This is a genomic window from Kribbella sp. NPDC020701, from assembly GCF_055562215.1.
The window spans coordinates 13,273-32,067 of the sequence record NZ_JBVHFT010000012.1 but is presented as its reverse complement, the minus strand read 5'-3'; the positions used below and the strand labels follow the sequence as shown (position 1 = coordinate 32,067).

Annotated in this window: 8 protein-coding genes; 5 read left to right on the top strand and 3 right to left on the bottom strand. The window is 70.8% G+C overall.

All coding sequences use genetic code 11. The features are described 5' to 3' along the window. Window positions 1-72: 72 nt before the first annotated feature. Complete coding sequence (locus ACZ3HV_RS27010) at window positions 73-10,677, top strand: amino acid adenylation domain-containing protein (protein ID WP_465687912.1); 10,605 nt, start codon at window positions 73-75, stop codon at window positions 10,675-10,677. 166 nt (window positions 10,678-10,843) lie between these two features. Here the strand turns inward: ACZ3HV_RS27010 and ACZ3HV_RS27005 are convergent, their stop codons facing one another. Both ACZ3HV_RS27005 and ACZ3HV_RS27000 read right to left on the bottom strand, forming a co-directional pair. Further along, window positions 10,844-11,152 (bottom strand): hypothetical protein, encoded by a 309-nt coding sequence (locus tag ACZ3HV_RS27005; protein WP_465687910.1) that lies wholly within the window; start codon window positions 11,150-11,152, stop codon window positions 10,844-10,846. A 375-nt stretch (window positions 11,153-11,527) separates the two neighbouring features. Continuing rightward, a complete protein-coding gene (locus tag ACZ3HV_RS27000; protein ID WP_465687908.1) occupies window positions 11,528-12,457 on the bottom strand; it encodes an ROK family protein in 930 nt (309 codons plus the stop codon). 235 nt (window positions 12,458-12,692) lie between these two features. Here ACZ3HV_RS27000 and nagZ point away from each other — a divergent pair, with 235 nt between their 5' ends. Continuing rightward, window positions 12,693-14,180 carry a beta-N-acetylhexosaminidase gene (gene nagZ, locus ACZ3HV_RS26995; RefSeq protein ID WP_465687906.1) on the top strand — a complete coding sequence of 496 codons (1,488 nt, stop codon included), beginning with the start codon at window positions 12,693-12,695 and terminating at the stop codon, window positions 14,178-14,180. Here nagZ and ACZ3HV_RS26990 read toward each other — a convergent pair. Next, on the bottom strand, window positions 14,161-15,372 hold the full coding sequence (locus ACZ3HV_RS26990) for an ROK family protein (protein ID WP_465687904.1): 1,212 nt from the start codon (window positions 15,370-15,372) through the stop codon (window positions 14,161-14,163). The two genes, nagZ and ACZ3HV_RS26990, sit on opposite strands and share 20 nt — an antisense overlap. A gap of 109 nt (window positions 15,373-15,481) precedes the next feature. Between ACZ3HV_RS26990 and ACZ3HV_RS26985 the strand changes: the two genes are divergently transcribed. The 3 genes from ACZ3HV_RS26985 (at window position 15,482) to ACZ3HV_RS26975 (ending at window position 18,742) form a co-directional block, all read left to right on the top strand. Then, window positions 15,482-17,110, top strand: coding sequence for a glycoside hydrolase family 13 protein (locus ACZ3HV_RS26985; RefSeq protein WP_465687902.1), 1,629 nt, complete (start codon window positions 15,482-15,484; stop codon window positions 17,108-17,110). An 18-nt stretch (window positions 17,111-17,128) separates the two neighbouring features. Further along, window positions 17,129-17,962 carry a Nif3-like dinuclear metal center hexameric protein gene (locus ACZ3HV_RS26980; RefSeq protein WP_465687900.1) on the top strand — a complete coding sequence of 278 codons (834 nt, stop codon included), beginning with the start codon at window positions 17,129-17,131 and terminating at the stop codon, window positions 17,960-17,962. Between the two features lie 66 nt (window positions 17,963-18,028). Beyond that, entirely contained in the window at window positions 18,029-18,742 is a 714-nt protein-coding gene (locus ACZ3HV_RS26975) for a zinc ribbon domain-containing protein (RefSeq protein WP_360369186.1), read from the top strand. Window positions 18,743-18,795 lie beyond the last annotated feature (53 nt).

Sequence of the window (18,795 nt, the reverse complement as noted above, 5' to 3'; positions counted from 1 at the left end):
CGCCACCGTTGTTCCGGTGACGTGCCCGCGTGACGCCGTACCGCTCGTCCTCTCGGTGGTGGCATCGGCGTGGTGAGGAGCAGTGTGGACCGGCCGGCGATCTCCACCGGGCCGGCCCTGATGATTCCCGCCGGGTACCCGCGCGATCTCCCGAGCGCCCTGCTGCGCGCCGCCCGTGACTTCGGCGGCGCCGGTGTGGTCGAGATCGGCGCGGACGGCCGCGAGACCAAGCTCGACTTCCCGACGCTGCTCGAGCTCGCCGCCCGGATACTGGCCGGCCTGCGGGCGAACGGCGTACGCGCGGGTGATCCCGCGGTCGTGCACTGCACCGAGCCGGTCGGGTTCTTCGCCGCGTTCTGGGCCTGCACACTCGGCGGGATCCGGCCGTTGCTGGTGGCCCCGAGTCCCGACGGCGACCGGTCCGAGGCCGGCCGCGAGCGGCTCCGCAAGATCACCGACCTGCTCGGCTGGACCGTCCTCATCGGCCGCCCGTCCGACCTCCCGAACGACCTCGGCCTGCCCGTCCTCGACCCGGACGCGATGGCCGGCCACGAGCCGACCTCTGACTTCCACCGGCCGGCTGCCGACGACGTCGCCGTACTGATGATGTCGTCCGGCACCACCGGTACGCCGAAGATCGTGCAGCTCACGCATCGCGGGCTGGTCGAGTTCGCCGCCGGTACGCCGGCCATGCTGCCGGTGCGGCCTGGTCAGACCACGCTCAACTGGCTGCCGCTGGACCAGAGCGGCGCGTTCCTGCTGTACCACCTGCTGCCCGTGTTCACCGGCTGCACGAACATCCACGTGAACACCGACTGGGTGCTGTCGAACCCGCTGCGCTGGCTCGACCTGATGGACCAGCACCGGGTCAACCACTCGTGGTCGCCGAACTTCGGGTACCGCCTGGCGACGCAGGCGATCGCGGGGGAGCCGGATCGGCACTGGGACCTGTCCGCGCTGCGCAGTCTGGTCAGCGGTGGCGAGCAGATCACCGTGCCGGTGATGTCGGAGTTCCTTCGGGTGACGAACCGGTTCGGCGTCGTACCCGAGACCTTCGTCGCGGCCTGGGGGATGACCGAGACGGTCACCGGGATCACGTTCGCCCGGCCCGGCCTGACGCCGAACGTGCACCGCGTCCGGATCCCACCGACCGGAGTCGTCGAGTGGGTCGACCAGCGGCCCGCGACCGGGAAGGTCGCGGTGGCCCGGCCGGGCAAGGCGCGCGCGGAGGCTCCCGGAGTGCTGAGCCTGGTGTCCGTGGGGGCGCCGGCACCGGGAACGACCGTACGGATCGTCGCCCCGAACGGCGCCGTACTGCCGGAGGGCCGGATCGGTCAGCTGCAGGTCGCGTCGGCTCGCGTTACGCCGGGCTACCTGGGCAACCTGGAGGCGGACCGGTCCGCGTTCCCGATCGGCAACTGGCCGGCCCGCAAGTGGCTCGCGACCGGCGACCAGGGCTTCATCACCGGCGGGCAGGTGGTCATCACCGGCCGGGACAGCGAACGCGTCATCATGTCCGGCAAGCTGTACTACGCCCACGACATCGAGACCGTCGCCGCGACGGTCGTCGGTGCCGAACAGGGCCTGATCGCGGCCTGCGGCGTCGCGGACGCGGACACCGGGACCGATCGGCTGGTGGTCTTCTACGCGCTCACGCCCGACTCGATCCCCGGGATGGACCAAGGGATCCGCAGCCTCATCCAGGGTCGGCTGGGCCTCTCGGCCGAGGTCATCGGCGTACCGCGCCGCGACTTCCCGACCACGCCCGGCGGCAAGATCCTCCGCCCCCTCCTGAAACAACGGTGGATCGACGGCAGCCTGATCACCCCGCACGGCCCCCACATCGAACCCGCCGGCGCCAGCTCCGACTCCGGCCCCACCGGCGAAGGCCCCTCCGCCGCCCCCGACGAGGACCCCTCCGAACGCACCACCGAACTCCCCGTCGTCCGCCTCGCCTGGAAACGCACCCTCCAGCAATCCATCCCCACCCCACCCCAACGCCCCACCCTCGGCGCCCGCCCCGACCAGGCACCCGCCACGCCCGCCCCCGCCGAGCCAACCCCAGCCAAGCCGGCGTCCGCTGCTCCCGCTCCCGCGGACTCAGCCGCGCCTGCGTCTGCACCCGCGGAGCCTGCGGCCGCCGGGACCCCCGCCGAGCTGGCGTCAACCGAACCTGCGTCTGCACCCGCCGACTCCGCGCCCACGAAAGAGCCAGCGTCCGCCAGGCCCGAGGCTGCTACGGAGCCGGAGCACACACAGACCTCGGACTCGCAGGCACAGCAGCCCGACCAGTCGGCTGAATTCTCCACACAACCAGACGACGAGCACGGCGCGTACTTCGACAGCGAAGCCTTCGCCCTCAATCCAACAGACCCCGAGCAGTCGCAACAACAGCCGGCGCCGCCTGCCACACCCGAGGCCCTGACCGAGTCCGCCGCATCTGAGGTACTCACGGAGCCCGCCGACGACCCGGCCGACGAAGCCGAACCGGAGCTGATCGACCAGGCTGAGCCGGAGCTGACCGACGAAGCCGCGCGGCAGGAGCGAGCCGACCAAGCCGCCGAGCCGGGTGCCGCTGAACCCGCCGCCCCCGCCGACCACTCGGCACCCGAGCCCTCGACAGCAGGAGCCGACGAAGAGCCCGAGCCTACCGAGCAGACAGCCGAGCTCGACGCGTCGTCGGAGCCGGATACTCAGATCCTCACTCGGATCGAGGCGGACACCGAGCTCCAGCCCGTCCAGGCCGAGCCCACCCCGGAAGCAGTACTCGCGCCCGAGCCCGAGCCCAACCCCACGCCCGGCGAAGACGACGCTCACGAGGTCGCCCAGCCAGCAGCCGACCACGAAACCGCCGACGCCGAGTCCGCCGAAGACCGAGCACCCGCCGAGCACGACTCAGCCGACCAATCCACCAACCCCGAGTCAGCCGAGCAAGTCGCCGAGTCCGAGGCGGCCGAGGCAAGAGCCGAGCTGACGGAGGAGGGCCCGCAGCCGACTGCAGAACTCGAGCAGCGGGAGACGGGCGCAGAGGTCGATCCGGAGGCAGCCGGGGAGGGCGATCAGGCGGCGACTGTAGAGGACGAGGCGCACCCAGAGCCGTCTGCACATGCCGAGGCGACCGAGGTCGGGCTCGAGCCGGAGGCGGCTGGCGAGGGGACCCCAATTGCAGACGACGAGATGGCGGCGGACGCGGAGCCGCCTGCACCGGCCGTGGGTGAGCTTGCGGCAGACGTCGAGCCAGAGGCAGTTGGGGACGGCAAGCTGACGCCTGTTGCGGAGGATGACGCGCGCCCGGAGTCGGATGCACCGACTGAGGCGTCGGCCGCGGTCGAGTCAGAGGTGCGCGCACAGGCAGCTGCGGAATCGGAGTCGTCTGCACCGGTCGTGGCTGAGGTTGCGCCAGACATCGAGTCCGAGCCCGAGGTGGCTGCGGAGGGCGCGACGCCGACTGCGGAGGACGAGGCGGAGGCGGAGTCGCCTGCGCTGGCAGATGTTGCGCAGGAGTCGTCTGCGTCGACCGAGGGCGCGTCGGCGGGAGACGTTGACGCGGAGGCGGCGGCCGAGGCGGAGGGGCTGACACAGCCGGACGCGGCTGCGGAGGCCGTGGTCGAGGGTGATGCGGCGGCGGAGCCGGGTGCGGTCCAGCAGGGTGCGGCTGCGGTGGTCGTGGAGCCGGAGGTCGACGTACCGGTCGAGGCTGCGGTACTCGGTGAGCCCGAGCCGATCGAGCCGGCGGTGGACACCCCAGACGGCGGGCTTGAGCCCGCCGAGGTCGGGGACGAAGCTGAGCCGGAGACGGGACTGGCAGCGAACGCCGAGTCGGCCACCGAGCCTGAGGTGCAAGGCGAGCTGGTCGCCGAGGTCGGCGACGAAGTTGAGGCTGGGACCGGACTGGAAGCAGAGGCCGAGTCAGCTGCCGAGCCTGAGGTACAGCCCGAGTCTGTCGCCGACCCCGAGCTTGTCGGTGAGGCGCAGTCCGAGCCGGTCGTCGAGGTCGCGGACGAAGCCGAGTCTCAGGCCGGACCCGAAGCGGACGCCGAGTCAGCTGTCGAGCCCGGGGCACAACCCGAGCGTGTCGCCGAGGCCGAGCCTGTCGGTGAGGGGCAGTCCGAGGGGGTCGCCGAGGGCGAGCCTGCGCCGGTCGCCGACGCTGAGTCTGGGTCGGTCGCCGACGGCGAGTCTCGGCCGGCGCTTGAGGCGGCTCCTACGACGGCGGGGGGTTTGGTGGTCGCGTCGGCTGCTGAGGCCCCGCGGGTTCACGATGTAGCTGCGGGCGGATCGGCTTCTGCGACCGCGCCGGAGGATGAGTCCGCGGCCGGGGATGAGGCTGCGGCGGGGGATGAGTCCGCGGCGGTTGGCGAGGTGGGTGCTGGTATTCCGGCGGCTCTGGCGACTGCGTCGGATTCGGTGGCTGGATCGGCTTCTGAGTCGGCGTCGGCTGCTGAGATGGCACAAGGTGCTGACGGCGCGGTGGCTGGTGCGGGTGTGACGGGGCTGGCGGGTGGGTCGGGTTCTGCGGGCGTAGCGGGGGCTGGGGCTGCGGCGGGGACTGCGGGAGATGCTGCTGGGGCTGAGGCTCGGGCTGCGGCGGGAGTTGGGGGAGGTGCTGCCCGGGCGGCGGGGCGCTCGGCTTTGGCGGCTTCTGGTGTGGCGGGGGCGCGCGGTGTGGTGGTGGAGCCGGTGGCTGTGGTGGGGGTGGCTGGGCGGTTTCCGGGGGCGGAGACGCTGGAGCAGTTCTGGGACAACCTTGTGGGCGGGGTTGAGAGCGTTCGGCGGTTCTCGGCTGAGGAGGTGGGGCAGGTCGGGGACGGGATGGTCGCGGTCAGTGGGGTGCTCGACCACGTGGAGTCGTTCGACGCGAAGTTCTTCGGGTTGAGCGATCGTGAGGCCGAGTTGATGGAACCGGCGCAGCGGCTGTTCCTCGAGGTCTGTCACCAGGCGCTCGAGCACGGCGGGTACGCCGGGACCTCGAGCCGGGTCGGCGTTTTCGCCGGCTCCGGCATGAACCTCTACAACCGCCAGCACCAGTCCCGCGACTCGATCGCCACGCGCGTCGCCTACCGTCTCGGGCTGACCGGGCCGGCGATCGGCGTCCAATCCGCGTGGTCCTCGTCGCTGGTCGCCGTACACCTCGCTTGTCAGGCACTGCGGTCCGGTGACGCGGATCTGGCGCTCGCCGGGGCCGCCGCCGTACAGGTGCCTCAGGCAACGAGTTATCAGCCGACGCCGGAGTCGGTGTTGTCGCCGAGCGGCCAGGTCCGTGCGTTCGCCGCGGACGCCGACGGCACGGTCGGCGGGAACGGCGTCGCCGCTGTTCTGCTCAAGCGCCTCGACCAGGCCATCGCCGACGGCGACACGGTGTACGCCGTCATCCGCGGCACCGCGGTCAGCAACGAGGACGCCCCGTCGGGCAACCAGGTCGAGCTGATCGAGCGCGCGCTGGAGCGGGCCGGATTCGCGGCGGATTCGCTCAGCTACATCGAGGCGAACGGGATCGGCAGCCCCACCGCGGACGCCGCCGAGGTCAAGGCCCTGACGGCAGCGCTGCGCCTGCACACCGACCAGGTCGGCTTCTGCACGATCGGCTCGGTCAAGCCGAACATCGGCCACCTCGACAGCGCCGCGGGCATGGCCGGCCTGATCAAGACGATCCTGATGCTGCAGCACCGGATGCTGGTCCCGACCATCAACTACACCGCGCCGAACCCGGACCTCGCCCTCGACGGCAGCCCGTTCGTGATCGGCACCGACGTACGCGACTGGGAAGCCGGTACGACGCTGCGCGCCGGCGTCAGCGCCCTCGACGCCGGCGGCATGAACGCCCACGTGATCCTCGAGGAGGCGCCCCGGCAGATCCGCCGCGGCGACGACGGCCCTGTCGTACTCGCGCTGTCGGCCCCGGATCCGGACGCACTGTCCGACCTGGTCGAGTTGTACCGCACCGACCTCGGCCATGGCACCGGTCACCGCCTCATCGACCTCGCTGGTACGGCGGCGCTCGGCCGACCCGCGCACCGGCACCGGATCGCGGTCGCGGGCTCCACGGAAGCCGAGCTGGTCGACGCACTCGGCTCCGCCCAGGCAGCTGAGGTCCCGCGCGGTGGACCCGGCCCACTCGGCTATGCGTTCACCGGACAGGGCGCCGCGCGTCGTGGGATGGCGGCTGGGCTGGCCGCGCGCTTCCCGGCGTTCCGATCGGTGCTGGACGAGTGCGACCGCGTCTACCACGAGGAGACCGGCGGCAGCCTGCTCGAGCTGTTGCTGACACCGGCTGCCGGGTCGGAAGGCGTCTGGCCGACCGAGACCGCACAGCCGGCGTTGTTCGCGTTCGAGCTTGCGCTGGCGCGGTTGTGGCAGTCGTTCGGTGTGCAGCCCGCGCTGGTGGTCGGTCACAGCGTGGGGGAGTACGCCGCTCTGTGCGTGGCCGGCGCGTTGTCACTGGCGGACGGCGTACGGCTGACCGCCAAGCGCGGCGAACTGATGCAGCGTGGCACGGTGCCTGGCGCGATGGTCGCCGTACGCGCGGATGCCGACAGAGTCCGCGAACTCGCGCAGACGACCGGCGTCGAAGTTGCTGCAGGCAACGGTCCGCAGTCGTTCGTGCTGACCGGGTCCGAGGTGATCGTCGGGCAGCTCGCCGCGCAGCTGGACCGGCTGGAGGTCGCGTGGCAGCGGCTGGACGTGGATCGGGCGTTCCACAGTTCGTTGGTCGATCCAATCTTGGCCGACTTCGCGGAGATCGTCCGGGAGATCACGCTCGAGCCGCTGCGGACGCCGATGGTGTCGAGCTGGTCCGGTGATCTGCTCGAGTCCGGGACCGTGCTGGACGGTGACTACCTGGTCGGGCAGCTGCGGCAGCCGGTGCTGTTCGGTGACGCGGTCGAGGCAGTCACGGCGGCTGGTTGCCGGCGGTTCCTGGAACTCGGGCCGGACGCCGTACTGAGTCCTGCCGGTCGACGGATCGCGCCGAACAGCACGTGGATCCCGGCGCAGCGGTTGGGCCAGGATGCGGTGCTCGCGACGATGAACGGACTCGCCGAGCTGTACGAGCAGGGCACGGAGATCACCTGGTCGAAGGTCTATCCGGACGGCGGTCGCGTGCCGCTGCCGACGTACCCGTTCCGTCGCGTCCACCACCCGGTCGATCCGTCCGTGACAGTTGCGGCCGTGGGTACGGCGGGTGCCGCGGACGCCGGTGTGGCGCGGCCGACTGCGTTCGAGCGGGCGGCGCGGGCGCAGGCGGTGGTGTTCGAGCCGTCGAGTGCCGCGGTGAAGCGGATTCCGCTGGATCCGCCGGACGAATCGGCTGCGGCAGAAGTCGAGCCGGTGGACGAGGCCGCGGAGCGGTCGCCGTTCGCATTGCCGGCCGAGACGCATCAGATCGACGCGGACTACTTCGCGCAGGCTGGTTCGCTGGCCGGTGACGAGGTGTCGGCCGAGCGTTATCGCGACTCGCTCGACGCGATCCTCGACCTGACCTGTGCGGAGCTCAACCTCGACCCGTACGACCTCACCGTCGACCACACCTTCGCCGAACTCGGCGCGACGCCGGAGAAGCTGGCGCCGGTCATCTCGCAGATCAACGATCGCTTCGCGGTCGAGCTCACAGCCGACGAGTTGTTCGGCAGCTACAGCACCCCGCACAAGCTCGCCACCGCCGTCGCGACTGTTGCCGAAGGCACCGAGTCGGACGCCGCCGCCGCTGAGTCGGTGGACGCTGCCGGGGCTGAGGTCGACACTGCCGGGGCTGAGTCGGTAGCGGCTGCCGGGGTTGTCTCGGCGGCGGCTGCTGGACCTGAGTTGGTGGAGGCTGCGGAGGCGGTCGAGTCTGCTGCGGCGTCGGAGGACATTGCTGCGCCGGTCGAGGAAGCTGTCGTGCCGGCAGACACCGAGCCGGATGCCGACGACGTCGTAGCCGAGGAAGAGCTGCCGGCTCGGGATCCGCGGGCTGCGCTGGCGGTGTTGGGGTCCGGGCTGGCCGAGTTGGCGGCGAAGGTGGATGAGGCTGCGGCTGCGACGAGCGAAGCCCAGTTGCCGGGCACTGGGATGGCTGCGCTGATGTCGCAGCAGCTCCGGGTAGCGGGTCAGTTGGTCGACGGTGTCACGCAGTTGATGCGCGAACAACTCGCGCTCCTCAACGACACCGCACCAGAAGGCGCCGAGGCGGAACCCTCCACAGACGAGCCCGCCGCACCAGTCGAGGGCGACGCAGCACGGGCCGACGGGGCAGCGGCTGAGCGAGGCGCTACCGAGTCCGCTGAAGGCGAGCCGGGCGTCCCGTCAGCCGAGTCCGCGCAGGGCGTGTCCGCGCAAGGCGGGTCCGCGCAGGGCGGGTCCGCGCAGGGCGGGGCTGCCGTCTGTGAGTCCGGCGGCGAGGCGGCGGGATCGGATGTCGCGGAGGCGGGCGTCGTACCGGGGGCCGCGGAGGCTGCGCGGCGGCGGGATCTTGGGTACTGGGAGTTGGCGCTGGCCGGGGCTGAGCCGTTGGTGTTGCCGGCGGATCGGGTGTGGCCGGCGGTCGAGCCGCGGGTGGCTTCGGTCAAGCAGGAGCTGGACGAGGAGCTCGGCGACGCGGTGTTCGTGTTCAGCCGGGAGCGCAAGGTCAGCCCGCTGATGACGATGCTCGCGGCGGTCGGCACCGTGCTCGGCCGGTTCGCGGCGCAGGACGACGTGACCATCGGTTCCGCGTTGACCCGTCCGCAGGGCGACACCTCGACGACGACCCGCCGCGCGCTCCCGCTCCGGATCGACCTCTCCGGTGAACCCGACCTCGGCGAGCTCGCCCAGCGCGTCCGGGACGTCGCGACCGGCGCGTTCGACCACGCCGGCGCCGACCTCGCCTTCTTCGAACGCGACCCGCTCTTCCAGATCCTCGTCGAGTTCGAGGACGGCGACGACGAGCTCCCGGCGACAGTGGACCTGCGGTTGCGGCTGACCCACCACGGCGCGGGCATCACGTGTACGGCGGACTACCGGTCCGGACTGTTCGACCAGAGCACCATCGACCGCCTGCTCGCGTACCTCGAGGCAGTGTTGCGCCGGGCAACGACCAGCCCGCGGCTGCGCCTGCCCGACCTGATGCTCCCGATCGAGTCCGACCTGGAAGCACTCCGCGAGCTCGAGGGGGATGTGGAGCCGACGGGCCTCCTCGGCCGGGTACGTCGTGACGCCGTGGTCGCCGGCGAACTCAGCGGACTGCACACCCTCTTCGAGCAGCAGGTCGCCCGCACCCCCGACGCGATCGCGCTCATCCAGGGCGATCGAGAACTGACGTACGCCGAACTGGACCGCCGGTCGAACGCGGTCGCGTGGCAGCTGACCGACCTCGGCGTGAAACCGGGGCAGCTCGTCGCCGTCCGCGTTGCCCGAGGCACCGAATTGGTCGTCGCCGTGCTCGCCGTTCTCAAGTCGGGTGCGGCGTACCTGCCGCTGGATCCCGGCGTACCCGAATCCCGCTGGGCGTTCATGATCCAGGACGCATCCGCGGTCGCGCTGGTCGGCGACGATGCGGCGCTGGCCGATCGGCTCGGGGTGCGACTGGTCCCGGTCGCCGCGACGGATGGGGACCCGCGGGCGCGGCAGGCGCCGCCGGTGCGGGCCGCGGCCGATGATGTTGCCTACTGCATCTACACGTCCGGCTCGACCGGGAACCCGAAGGGTGTCGTCGTACCGCACCGCGGCCCGGTCAACCTGGTCCGGCACTACCTGCGGACCCGGCGGTCGCTGCGGACGTTGCAGTGGACGTCGTTCGGTTTCGACGTACACGTGCAGGAGATGTTCACCACGCTCGCTTCCGGTGCTGCGCTCGTCCTGATCGGCGAGGACGATCGGTACGACCCGGACGCAGTGGTCGCGGCCTTGCGGGATCACAAGGTCGAGCGGCTGTTCATGGCGTTCAGCCCGTTGACGGCGTTGCTCGCGACGATGCGCCGGCTGCCCGAGTTGCCCGCGCTGCGCGAGATCGTCGCCGGCGGTGAGGCGATGGTCCTGACGCACAAGGTGCGCGACTTCCTCGAGGCGCATCCGGACTGCGGGCTGTTCAACGAGTACGGGCCGGCCGAGGCGTCGATCGTCACCACGATCCACGAGGTCGACCCGGCCGAGGACCGGCCGTCGATCGGGCGTCCGGTCGAGGGCGTCGTCGTACGCCTGCTGGACCAGGCATTGCGGCCGGTGCCGGTCGGTGCGGTCGGCGAGATCCACCTCGGTGGTGCGGCCGTTGCCCAGGGCTACATCGGCCGGCCGGACGAGACCGAGCGCGCGTTCGTGCCGGACCCGGGTCATCCGGGCGGTCGGCTCTACCGCAGCCGCGATCTCGGTCGCTGGCGGATGGACGGGACGCTGGAGTACCTCGGTCGCGCGGACGACCAGGTCAAGATCCGCGGCCACCGCGTGGAGCCGGGCGAGACCGAGCACGTGCTGGCCGATCAGCCCGGTGTGATCGACGCGGTCGTGGTCGCGTGTGCGGACCCGGGTGGTGACACCTGCCTGATCGGGTACGTCGTCCTGGAGGACAGCGACCCCGCGGTCCTGGCCCGGCTGATGCTCGACCTGGGCAAGGAGCTCCCGATCTACCTGGTCCCCGCGGATCTGATCCCGATCGAGGAGCTCCCGCTGGACGACAACGGCCGCCTGGACCGCAGCCTGCTCCCCGAGCCGGAATGGCTCAGGCCGTAAGAGGTAAGAAGGCTCGAGCCGAGTGGCTCGAGCCCGCCCGAACGAAGTCCGGGCGAGGTCTTGGCCCAGGACGTTTGGTTTTGCACCGTGGACGGGGGGTCAGGTCGGTGGAGGCCCTCCCGCAACCACCGGTCCGCCGTCCGCGGTGCAGAACCCGCGACGATCCTCATCCCTCCTGAGGATCGATCGCACTCCGCATTCGCCGGCGGAACAGTGATGAGGCACTGATCAGGCAGACGAGCAAGGAGTAGACCGCAAGTGCGGATCCGGCCGTGGATCCGGCACCACCGGCCGATGATCCGACGCCGGCCGAACCGCTTCCGTTCCCACCGGACAGTGCGTCGTTCCCACCGGCCAGGGCCACGACCGCTCGCGGGCGCCGGATCGAGCCGCGCAGAACGTCGTACCGCGATGTCGTGGTAACGACCAGTGCGGTGAAGAAGAGAGCGAACAGCAGGAGAACCGCGACGTCCATCCGGACTGTGTCTCTCTGGTCGAGCGTTGCCCAGGACAACGCTGGCTGACTGGATGCCTCACTGCTGTGGGTTTCGCGAGGGCGGCGGGAGAGTTTCCTCGCCCGCCGCTCACGCGTTCGGCTGATCCAAGGCCCCCCTCGATCAACCATTTCCAGCCGGTCCAGGCCCCCCTTGACCGACCCTGGATGACGTGCCCCCACCCCATCCATCCGTTGCATCGCGTGGAACGGGGCCGTCGTTACACGGTTTCGGGGATTCGGTAAAAATTGCGCAAAGGTGCGCGCGAGAAGCTTTTGCGCGCGCGAATTCTGTGTGCCGACGCTGAAATGCCCGCCACCCCCAGCACATGGGCGGTGACGGGACGGGGCAGCGGGTCAGGCCAGGACGGACCAGGCTTGGTGGGCGGCGCCGAGGAGGCCGGCGTTGTCCAGCTGGGCGGGCTCAACAGTGAGGTCGGTGACGAAAGGGAGCTGGGCCAGGCGTTTCACCCACGCCTGCACAGGGTCGAACAGAACCGCACCCGCCTTCGCCACCCCGCCGCCGATGACGACCGTAGTCAGGTCGACCGTGACCGCCGTTGCGACGATGCCGGCGGCAAGCGCCTGCGCGCCGTCGTCGAAGGTCGCCACCGCCAACTCGTCGCCGGCCGCCGCGTCCGCCGCCAGGACCTCCGCATCCACGTCCTCGTCCGTACGCCAGCCGCGACGCTTGGCCCGGGCAACCATCCGCGGCCCGCTCGCGTACGCCTCGACGCACCCGAACGACCCGCACGCGCACGCCTCGCCGTCCTGGTCGATCACCACGTGACCGATGTGCGCGGCGTTCCCGGACTGCCCGATCAGCGGCTTGCCGTCGACGACCAGTCCGCCGCCGACCCCGGTCGACACCACGATGCCGAGCAGCGTGTCGACATCCCGCCCGGCGCCGGTCCAGAACTCACCCAGCGCGAAGCAGTGCCCGTCCACTCCGAGCGTCACGGGTACGTCGCCGGCCACCGCGCGTACCCGATCGACCAGGGGGAAGTTCCGCCAGCCGGTGATGTTCACCGGCGAGACCAGCCCGTGCTGCTGGTCCAGCGGTCCGGCCGATCCGATCCCGACCGCGAGCGGCGAGGCGTCGCCCCGGACCCGTTCGATCAACTCCGCGAGCGCAGCGAACACCGCATCCGCGTCACCGTCCGGGGTTGGTATCCGGTCACCGGTGCGGATGGTGCCGTCCGCGGACACCAGAGCGGCGGCCATTTTCGTGCCGCCGATGTCGATCCCGAGTACGGTTCCCTGCGCCATCGCTGCTTCGTCGCTCATCGTCCCCCCGTCAGGGCGGTCAAGGTCGAGAGACAACGTTATCCGTAGTCGGCCCGGACAGACAGGGGTCAATTGAAGGAATCCCTGGCGAACCCGCAGGAACAAGGCAATTATGTGCCATGGCAGGTCCTGACAACGATCGCACTGAAGGCCTTCAGAGACGGCTAATTATTAGCTGTCCGTGACGGTCCGGCCCGGGGTGGCGCCCGATTCGCGGGCACGAGAGGGTAGGCCAATGAGTGATGAACTGGATCGTGATGCCGCCGGCGCCCTGATCGTCGGTCTGCCCGGGACGACCGCCCCCGATGAGCTGCGCCGCGCCGTCGCCGGCGGGCTCGGTGGGGTGATCCTGTTCACCCGCAACGTTGCCGACGCCGACCAGGTCGCCGCCCTGACGGCGTCGCTGCGGGCCGAGCGACCCGACCTGATCATCGCGATCGACCACGAGGGCGGTGAGTTCAGCCACCTCGCCCCGGCGAACCGGTGGCCGCTCGCGTCGCCGCGCGTACTCGGCGATCTCGACGACGTCGACCTGACCCGGGCCTCCGCCCGGGACGCCGCCGCCACCCTGGCGTCGCTCGGGATCGACCTGATGCTCGCGCCGTCGGTCGACGTGAACAGCAACCCGGCCAACCCGGTCATCTCGACCCGCTCGTTCGGCACGACCGCGGACGTGGTCTCCCGGCATGGCGTCGCGTTCGTCGAGGGCGTGCACGAGGCCGGCATCGCGGCCTGTCCCAAGCACTTCCCGGGCCATGGCGACGTCGCTGTCGACTCGCACATCGGCCTGCCCCGGGTCGACCGCTCGATCGAGGAGGTCCAGGCCGTCGAGCTCGCCCCGTTCCGGGCCACGATCGCGGCCGGTGCCGATGTCGTGATGAGCGCCCACATCGTCTTCTCGGCGTACGACGACCAGCCGGCGACCCTCTCACACCGGGTGCTGACCGGCCTGCTGCGTGCGGAGCTCGGCTTCACCGGCGTGATCACCACGGACGCCCTCGAGATGCAGGCGATCACCAAGACCCGCTCGATCGAGGACGCCGCGGTCGCGTCGATCAAGGCCGGCGCGGATCTGGCCATGATCGCGGTCGGATCCGCCGACCCGCGGACGCTGACCGCCCGCGTGGTCGATGCCGTCGGCAACGGTACGCTCGCCGCCGACCGGGTCGCGGACGCCGCGGCCCGGGTCCGCGCGCTCGCCGCCACGCTCGCCCAGCGCACCTGGCAGCCCGGTCTGGACGGTGCGCCGATCCGCGAGGTCGCCGCCCGCGTCGTGGCCGGCCAGACGTTCCCCGCTTTCGGTGCGGCGCCGTACGTGATCGATCTGGCCCAGGGGCTGCACCCGGCCTGGAACCCTTATTTCAGCGGGCTTCCGGAGGTCTTCGCCCGCGTCGCGCCCGCATCGGACGGCGTGGTGCTGCGCGGCGTGCATCACCTGTCCGAGGCCGATTCCCCGGCCGGCGACGCGATCTCGGCAGCAGCCGAGGCAGCCGAGGGCCGGCCGTTGGTCATCGCCGTCCAGGACGCCGTGCGTACGCCGTGGATGCGCGACGCACTGGCTCACTTGGTGCAGGGCCGCGGTGACGACGTCTTCGTGCTGTGCACAGGCATCCCCGAGGATCGGGCCATCGTCCCGGCCGGAATCTGCTCGGCGACCACCTCCGGCCGCAACGTGATCGTGCTGGAGGCGGTTGCGAAGGCGCTTACTCGGGCCGGCAGCTGAGGTGTAGGTCCAGGGCGCGCTGCTCGACGTAGTTGAGGGCGTGCCGGACCGCTCCGACCGAGACGATCGCGTCGCCGAGGGACGAGACGGCGACGCGCGGCGGCGTACTGGTGAAGCCGGCCAGCTGCCGCTCGAGGTCGGGGAGCAGCGCCGCGGCCGCCTCGGCCACGGCGCCGCCGAGGACGACCAGCTCGGGGTTGAACAGGATGCCGAGCGTTGCCACCACCCGGGCGGTCCGTCCGGCCACGTCCTGAAGGATCCCTAGGGCGACCTCATCGCCGTCGGCCGCGGCAATGAACACCAGCTCGGCCGTGACCGGATCGTCGTCGGCCAGCTTGCGCAGCGTGGTCTCGACGGTCGGGTCGGCGACCGCTTCGGCGCCGCGCTCGCGGGCGATGCGGGCGATACCGTGGGTGTCGCCGACGCCCTCGACGAGCTTGAGGAAAACCATCTCGCCCGCACCACCGCGACTGCCGTGCAGCAGCCGGCCTGAGTCCATCAGGCCGGATCCGAACCGCTCGCCGGCCAGCAGTACGACGAGATCGTCGACCTCCCGCCCGACACCGCGCCAATGCTCGCCGAGCGCGGCCAGGTTGGCGTCGTTCTCGAGAAGGACCGGCCAGCCGTGCAGCTCGGTCAGCCGGTTCGCCAGCCCGGCGTCGAACCGCCGCCAGAACTCGTCGTCGACCAGGATGTTTCCGTCCCGGTCGACCGGCGCCGCGACGCCGACCCCGGCCGCGAGCACCTCGCCGTCGGTGACGCCGGCGGACGCGAGTGCCTCGACCACCGTCTCGTGCACGAGCTCGGTCCGCTGCGCCGGCGTGACGTCCGCCACCGAGCGCCCGGCCTTGGCGATCGTCGCGCCGCGCAGGTCGGTGAGCAGGACCGTGGTCTTGGCGGCGCCGAGGTCGATGCCGAGCACGAAGCCGGCCCGGCTGTTGAACTCGAACCGCCGTGATGGCCGGCCCACCGAGACGTCGTCGCGGCCGGGGTCGTGCTCGATCACCCAGCCCATCGAGATCAGGTCGTTGCAGACGGCGTGCACGGTAGCGCGGGTCATCCCGGTCGCCTCGATCAGGCCGGTGCCGGTCATCACCCCGGTCCGGATCAGCACGCCGAGTAACTTCCCCGCGTTCACCCGGCGCAGCATCGGCGGCGTCGCCGTCGGCGGCGTGGCTGGTGGTTTCGCCATGAAAAAAGCCCTCTTGACCTCGTCGTGGTTCCGTGCGCAGAATACTGCAGATTCTAAATTTAGAGCCTATATAAACATCCGGGCAAGACTGACATCCGAGTGAGGCATCGTGACCAGTCCGCAGACGACCGACCCCGACTGGTGGCGGCAGGCAGTCGTCTACCAGATCTACCCGCGCAGCTTCGCCGACTCCAACGGCGACGGCGTCGGTGACCTGCCGGGCATCATCAGCCGAGTCCCGTACCTGGTGGCGCTGGGCATCGACGCTGTCTGGCTGAGCCCGTTCTACCCGTCCGCCTTGGCCGACGGCGGGTACGACGTCGACGACTACCGCAACGTGGACCCGCGGCTCGGCACCCTGGACGACTTCGACCGGCTGGTCGAGGCACTGCACGCGGAGCACATCAAGCTGATCGTCGACATCGTCCCGAACCACACCTCCGACCGGCACGAGTGGTTCACCGAGGCGCTCGCCGCCGCGAAGGGCGAGCCGGCCCGGGAGCGGTACATCTTCCGTGACGGCGAGGGCGACCAGCCGCCGTCGGACTGGGACTCGGTGTTCGGCGGATCGGCCTGGGCACGCACCGACGACGGCCAGTGGTACCTGCACATGTTCGCGGCCGAGCAGCCCGACCTGAACTGGGCGCACCCGGACGTCCGGGCGGACTTCGTCCAGACGCTGCGGTTCTGGTCCGACCGCGGGGTCGACGGGTTCCGCGTCGACGTCGCGCACGCCCTGGTGAAGGACCTGTCCGAGCCGTTCCCGGCGAAGGCGACGCTGCCCCGGCAGTCGGAGTCGAACGGCAAGCACCCGTTGTGGGACCAGGACGGCGTGCACGAGATCTACCGGGACTGGCGGATGGTGCTGAACGAGTACGACCCGCCCCGGTCCGCGGTCGCGGAGGCGTTCGTACCGGCGGCCCGGCGGGCCCGGTACGCGCGTGCCGACGGGCTCGGGCAGGCGTTCAACTTCGACCTGCTGCAGGCCGACTGGGAGTACGAGAAGTTCCGCAAGGTGATCGAGGAGAACCTCGCGCAGGCCGAGCAGAACGGCTCGTCGTCGACCTGGGTGTTCTCCAACCACGACGTGGTCCGGCACGCGACCCGGTACGGCCTGCCGAAGAACCCGAAGGGCGGCTGGCAGGACGGCAAGGACTGGCTGCTGAGCGACGGAACCGACCCGACGAACGACGTCGCGCTCGGACTGCGCCGGGCCCGGGCCGCGGTGCTGCTGATGCTCGCGCTGCCGGGATCGGCGTACCTGTACCAGGGTGAGGAGCTCGGTCTGCAGGAGGTCGGCGAACTGCCGGCGGCGAACCTGCAGGACCCGGCGTACTTCCGCTCCAAGGGTGCGGAGAAGGGCCGCGACGGGTGCCGGGTGCCGATCCCGTGGACGGTCGGCGGGCTGTCGTTCGGCTTCGGCTCGGGCGGGTCGCACCTGGTCCAGCCGAAGTGGTTCGGCGCGTACTCCGTCGAGGCGCAGGAGGGCGACGTGGAGTCGACGCTCAGCCTGTACCGCAAGGCTCTCGCCGTTCGCCGCGGACTCCAGGCCAGCAACTCGCTGACCTGGGTCGACGGCACCGACTGGGTCCTGCACTTCACCCGTCCCGGCGGGTGGCAGTCCATCACGAACTTCGGCGCCGCACCGGTCGAACTGCCCGACGCCGCGGTCGTGCTGTCGAGCGGTCCGCTGGAGGGCGACAAGCTCCCGAGTGACACGACTGCCTGGCTGATCTGATGCGGCAGGATGGGGGTCGTGACCCCCATCCTCGCTGATGTGATCGCTGTCCTCGACCGGCTCTACAACCCCGCCTGGGCGGAGTCCTGGGACGCGGTCGGGCTGGTCACCGGCGATCCGGAACAAGAGGTACGACGGATCCTGTTCGCCGTGGATCCGATGCGAGCCGTGGTGGACGAGGCGATCGAGGGTGACTTCGATCTCCTCGTCACCCATCACCCCCTGTTGCTGCGCGGGGTCAGCAGCGTGGCCGCGACGACGCCGAAGGGTCGGGTCATTCACGACCTGATCCGGAGCAGCACCGCGCTGCACGTCTGCCACACCAACGCCGACAACGCGCACCCTGGCGTGAGCGACGCGCTCGCCGCCGCGATCGGCCTGCGGGACACCCGTCCGCTCAAGCCGATGCCGTCCGACCCGACGGACGAGCTGTGGAGTCAGCGCGGTGGCGGCCGGGTCGGCGTACTCGCGGAAGCCCTGCCGCTGAAGGAGTTCGCCCGACTGGTCACCGACAGGCTTCCGCGTACGGAGCACGGCGTCCGTGTGTCCGGGGATCCGGAGCGGATGATCGAGACCGTCGCCGTGGTCGGGGGAGCGGGCGACTCGGAGTTCGAGCGCGTCCGGGCCGCCGGGGTCGACGCCTATCTCACGGCCGACCTGCGGCATCACCCGGCGACCGAGGCCCGCGCGTACGACGATCCCGCGCTGGTCGACGTCGCACACTGGGCCAGCGAATGGCCGTGGTTGCGGGACGCGGAGCGACTCCTGGTCGAAGGCTTGGCAGCCCGAGGCAGTACCGTGGACACTCACATCTCGACGCTCTGCACGGACGCATGGACCCTGCGGTTCTGAGCGCACCTGACAACTGAACGATCTAAGGAGCCGACTCTGAACGCCGAGCCCGCCGTCCAACGCCGGTTGCTGGACCTGCAGGATCTCGACCTGCAGCTGGATCAGGTCGCGCACAAGCGCAAATCACTGCCCGAGCACCAGGCCCTGACCGCCCTGGTCGCGGAGAAGGCCGTCGTCGATCGCGACCTGGTCACCGCGGACACCGAGGTCAGCGACCTGCAGCGGGAGCAGAAGAAGGCCGACTCCGATGTCGATCAGGTCCGTCAGCGGAAGGCACGGAACCAGCAGCGCATCGACTCCGGCCAGATCACCTCGCCGAAGGATCTGGAGAACCTGCAGCACGAGATCGGGTCGCTGGAGCGCCGGATCTCCGACCTGGAGGACGCCGAGCTCGAGGTGATGGAGAAGCTCGAGGCGGCCGAGGTTGTCCAGGCGGATCTGCGCACCCGCGCCGAGGCGTTCGCGGGCCAGCAGTCCGAGCTGGAGACCACCCGGGACGCCGCGCTGAAGGAGTTGGACGAGCAGCGTGCTGAGCTGGGTGACAAGCGAGCCACGGTCGCCGCCGAGCTGCCGGACGCCCTGATCGCTCAGTACCAGCGGCTGCGGGAGCACAACGGCGGGATCGGTGCCGCGCCACTGGTCGGCAAGCGTTGCATGGGCTGCCGGATGGAGCTCGCGCCGTCCGACCTGAACGTGATCAAGGCCGCCGCGCCGGACGCCGTACTGCGCTGTGAAGAGTGCGGACGGATCCTCGTGCGAACGTCGGAGAGCGCGGTATGAGCGAGCGTAGCGAGCTCATCATCAAGCACAGCGCGCATCGTGTCTCATCCGCG

Coding starts and splice junctions, on each gene's coding strand:
- ACZ3HV_RS27005 (WP_465687910.1), bottom strand. CDS start 11,152: ATGGACGTCGCGGTTCTCCTGCTGTTCGCTCTCTTCTTCACCGCACTG.
- ACZ3HV_RS27000 (WP_465687908.1), bottom strand. CDS start 12,457: ATGAGCGACGAAGCAGCGATGGCGCAGGGAACCGTACTCGGGATCGAC.
- nagZ (WP_465687906.1), top strand. CDS start 12,693: ATGAGTGATGAACTGGATCGTGATGCCGCCGGCGCCCTGATCGTCGGT.
- ACZ3HV_RS26990 (WP_465687904.1), bottom strand. CDS start 15,372: ATGGCGAAACCACCAGCCACGCCGCCGACGGCGACGCCGCCGATGCTG.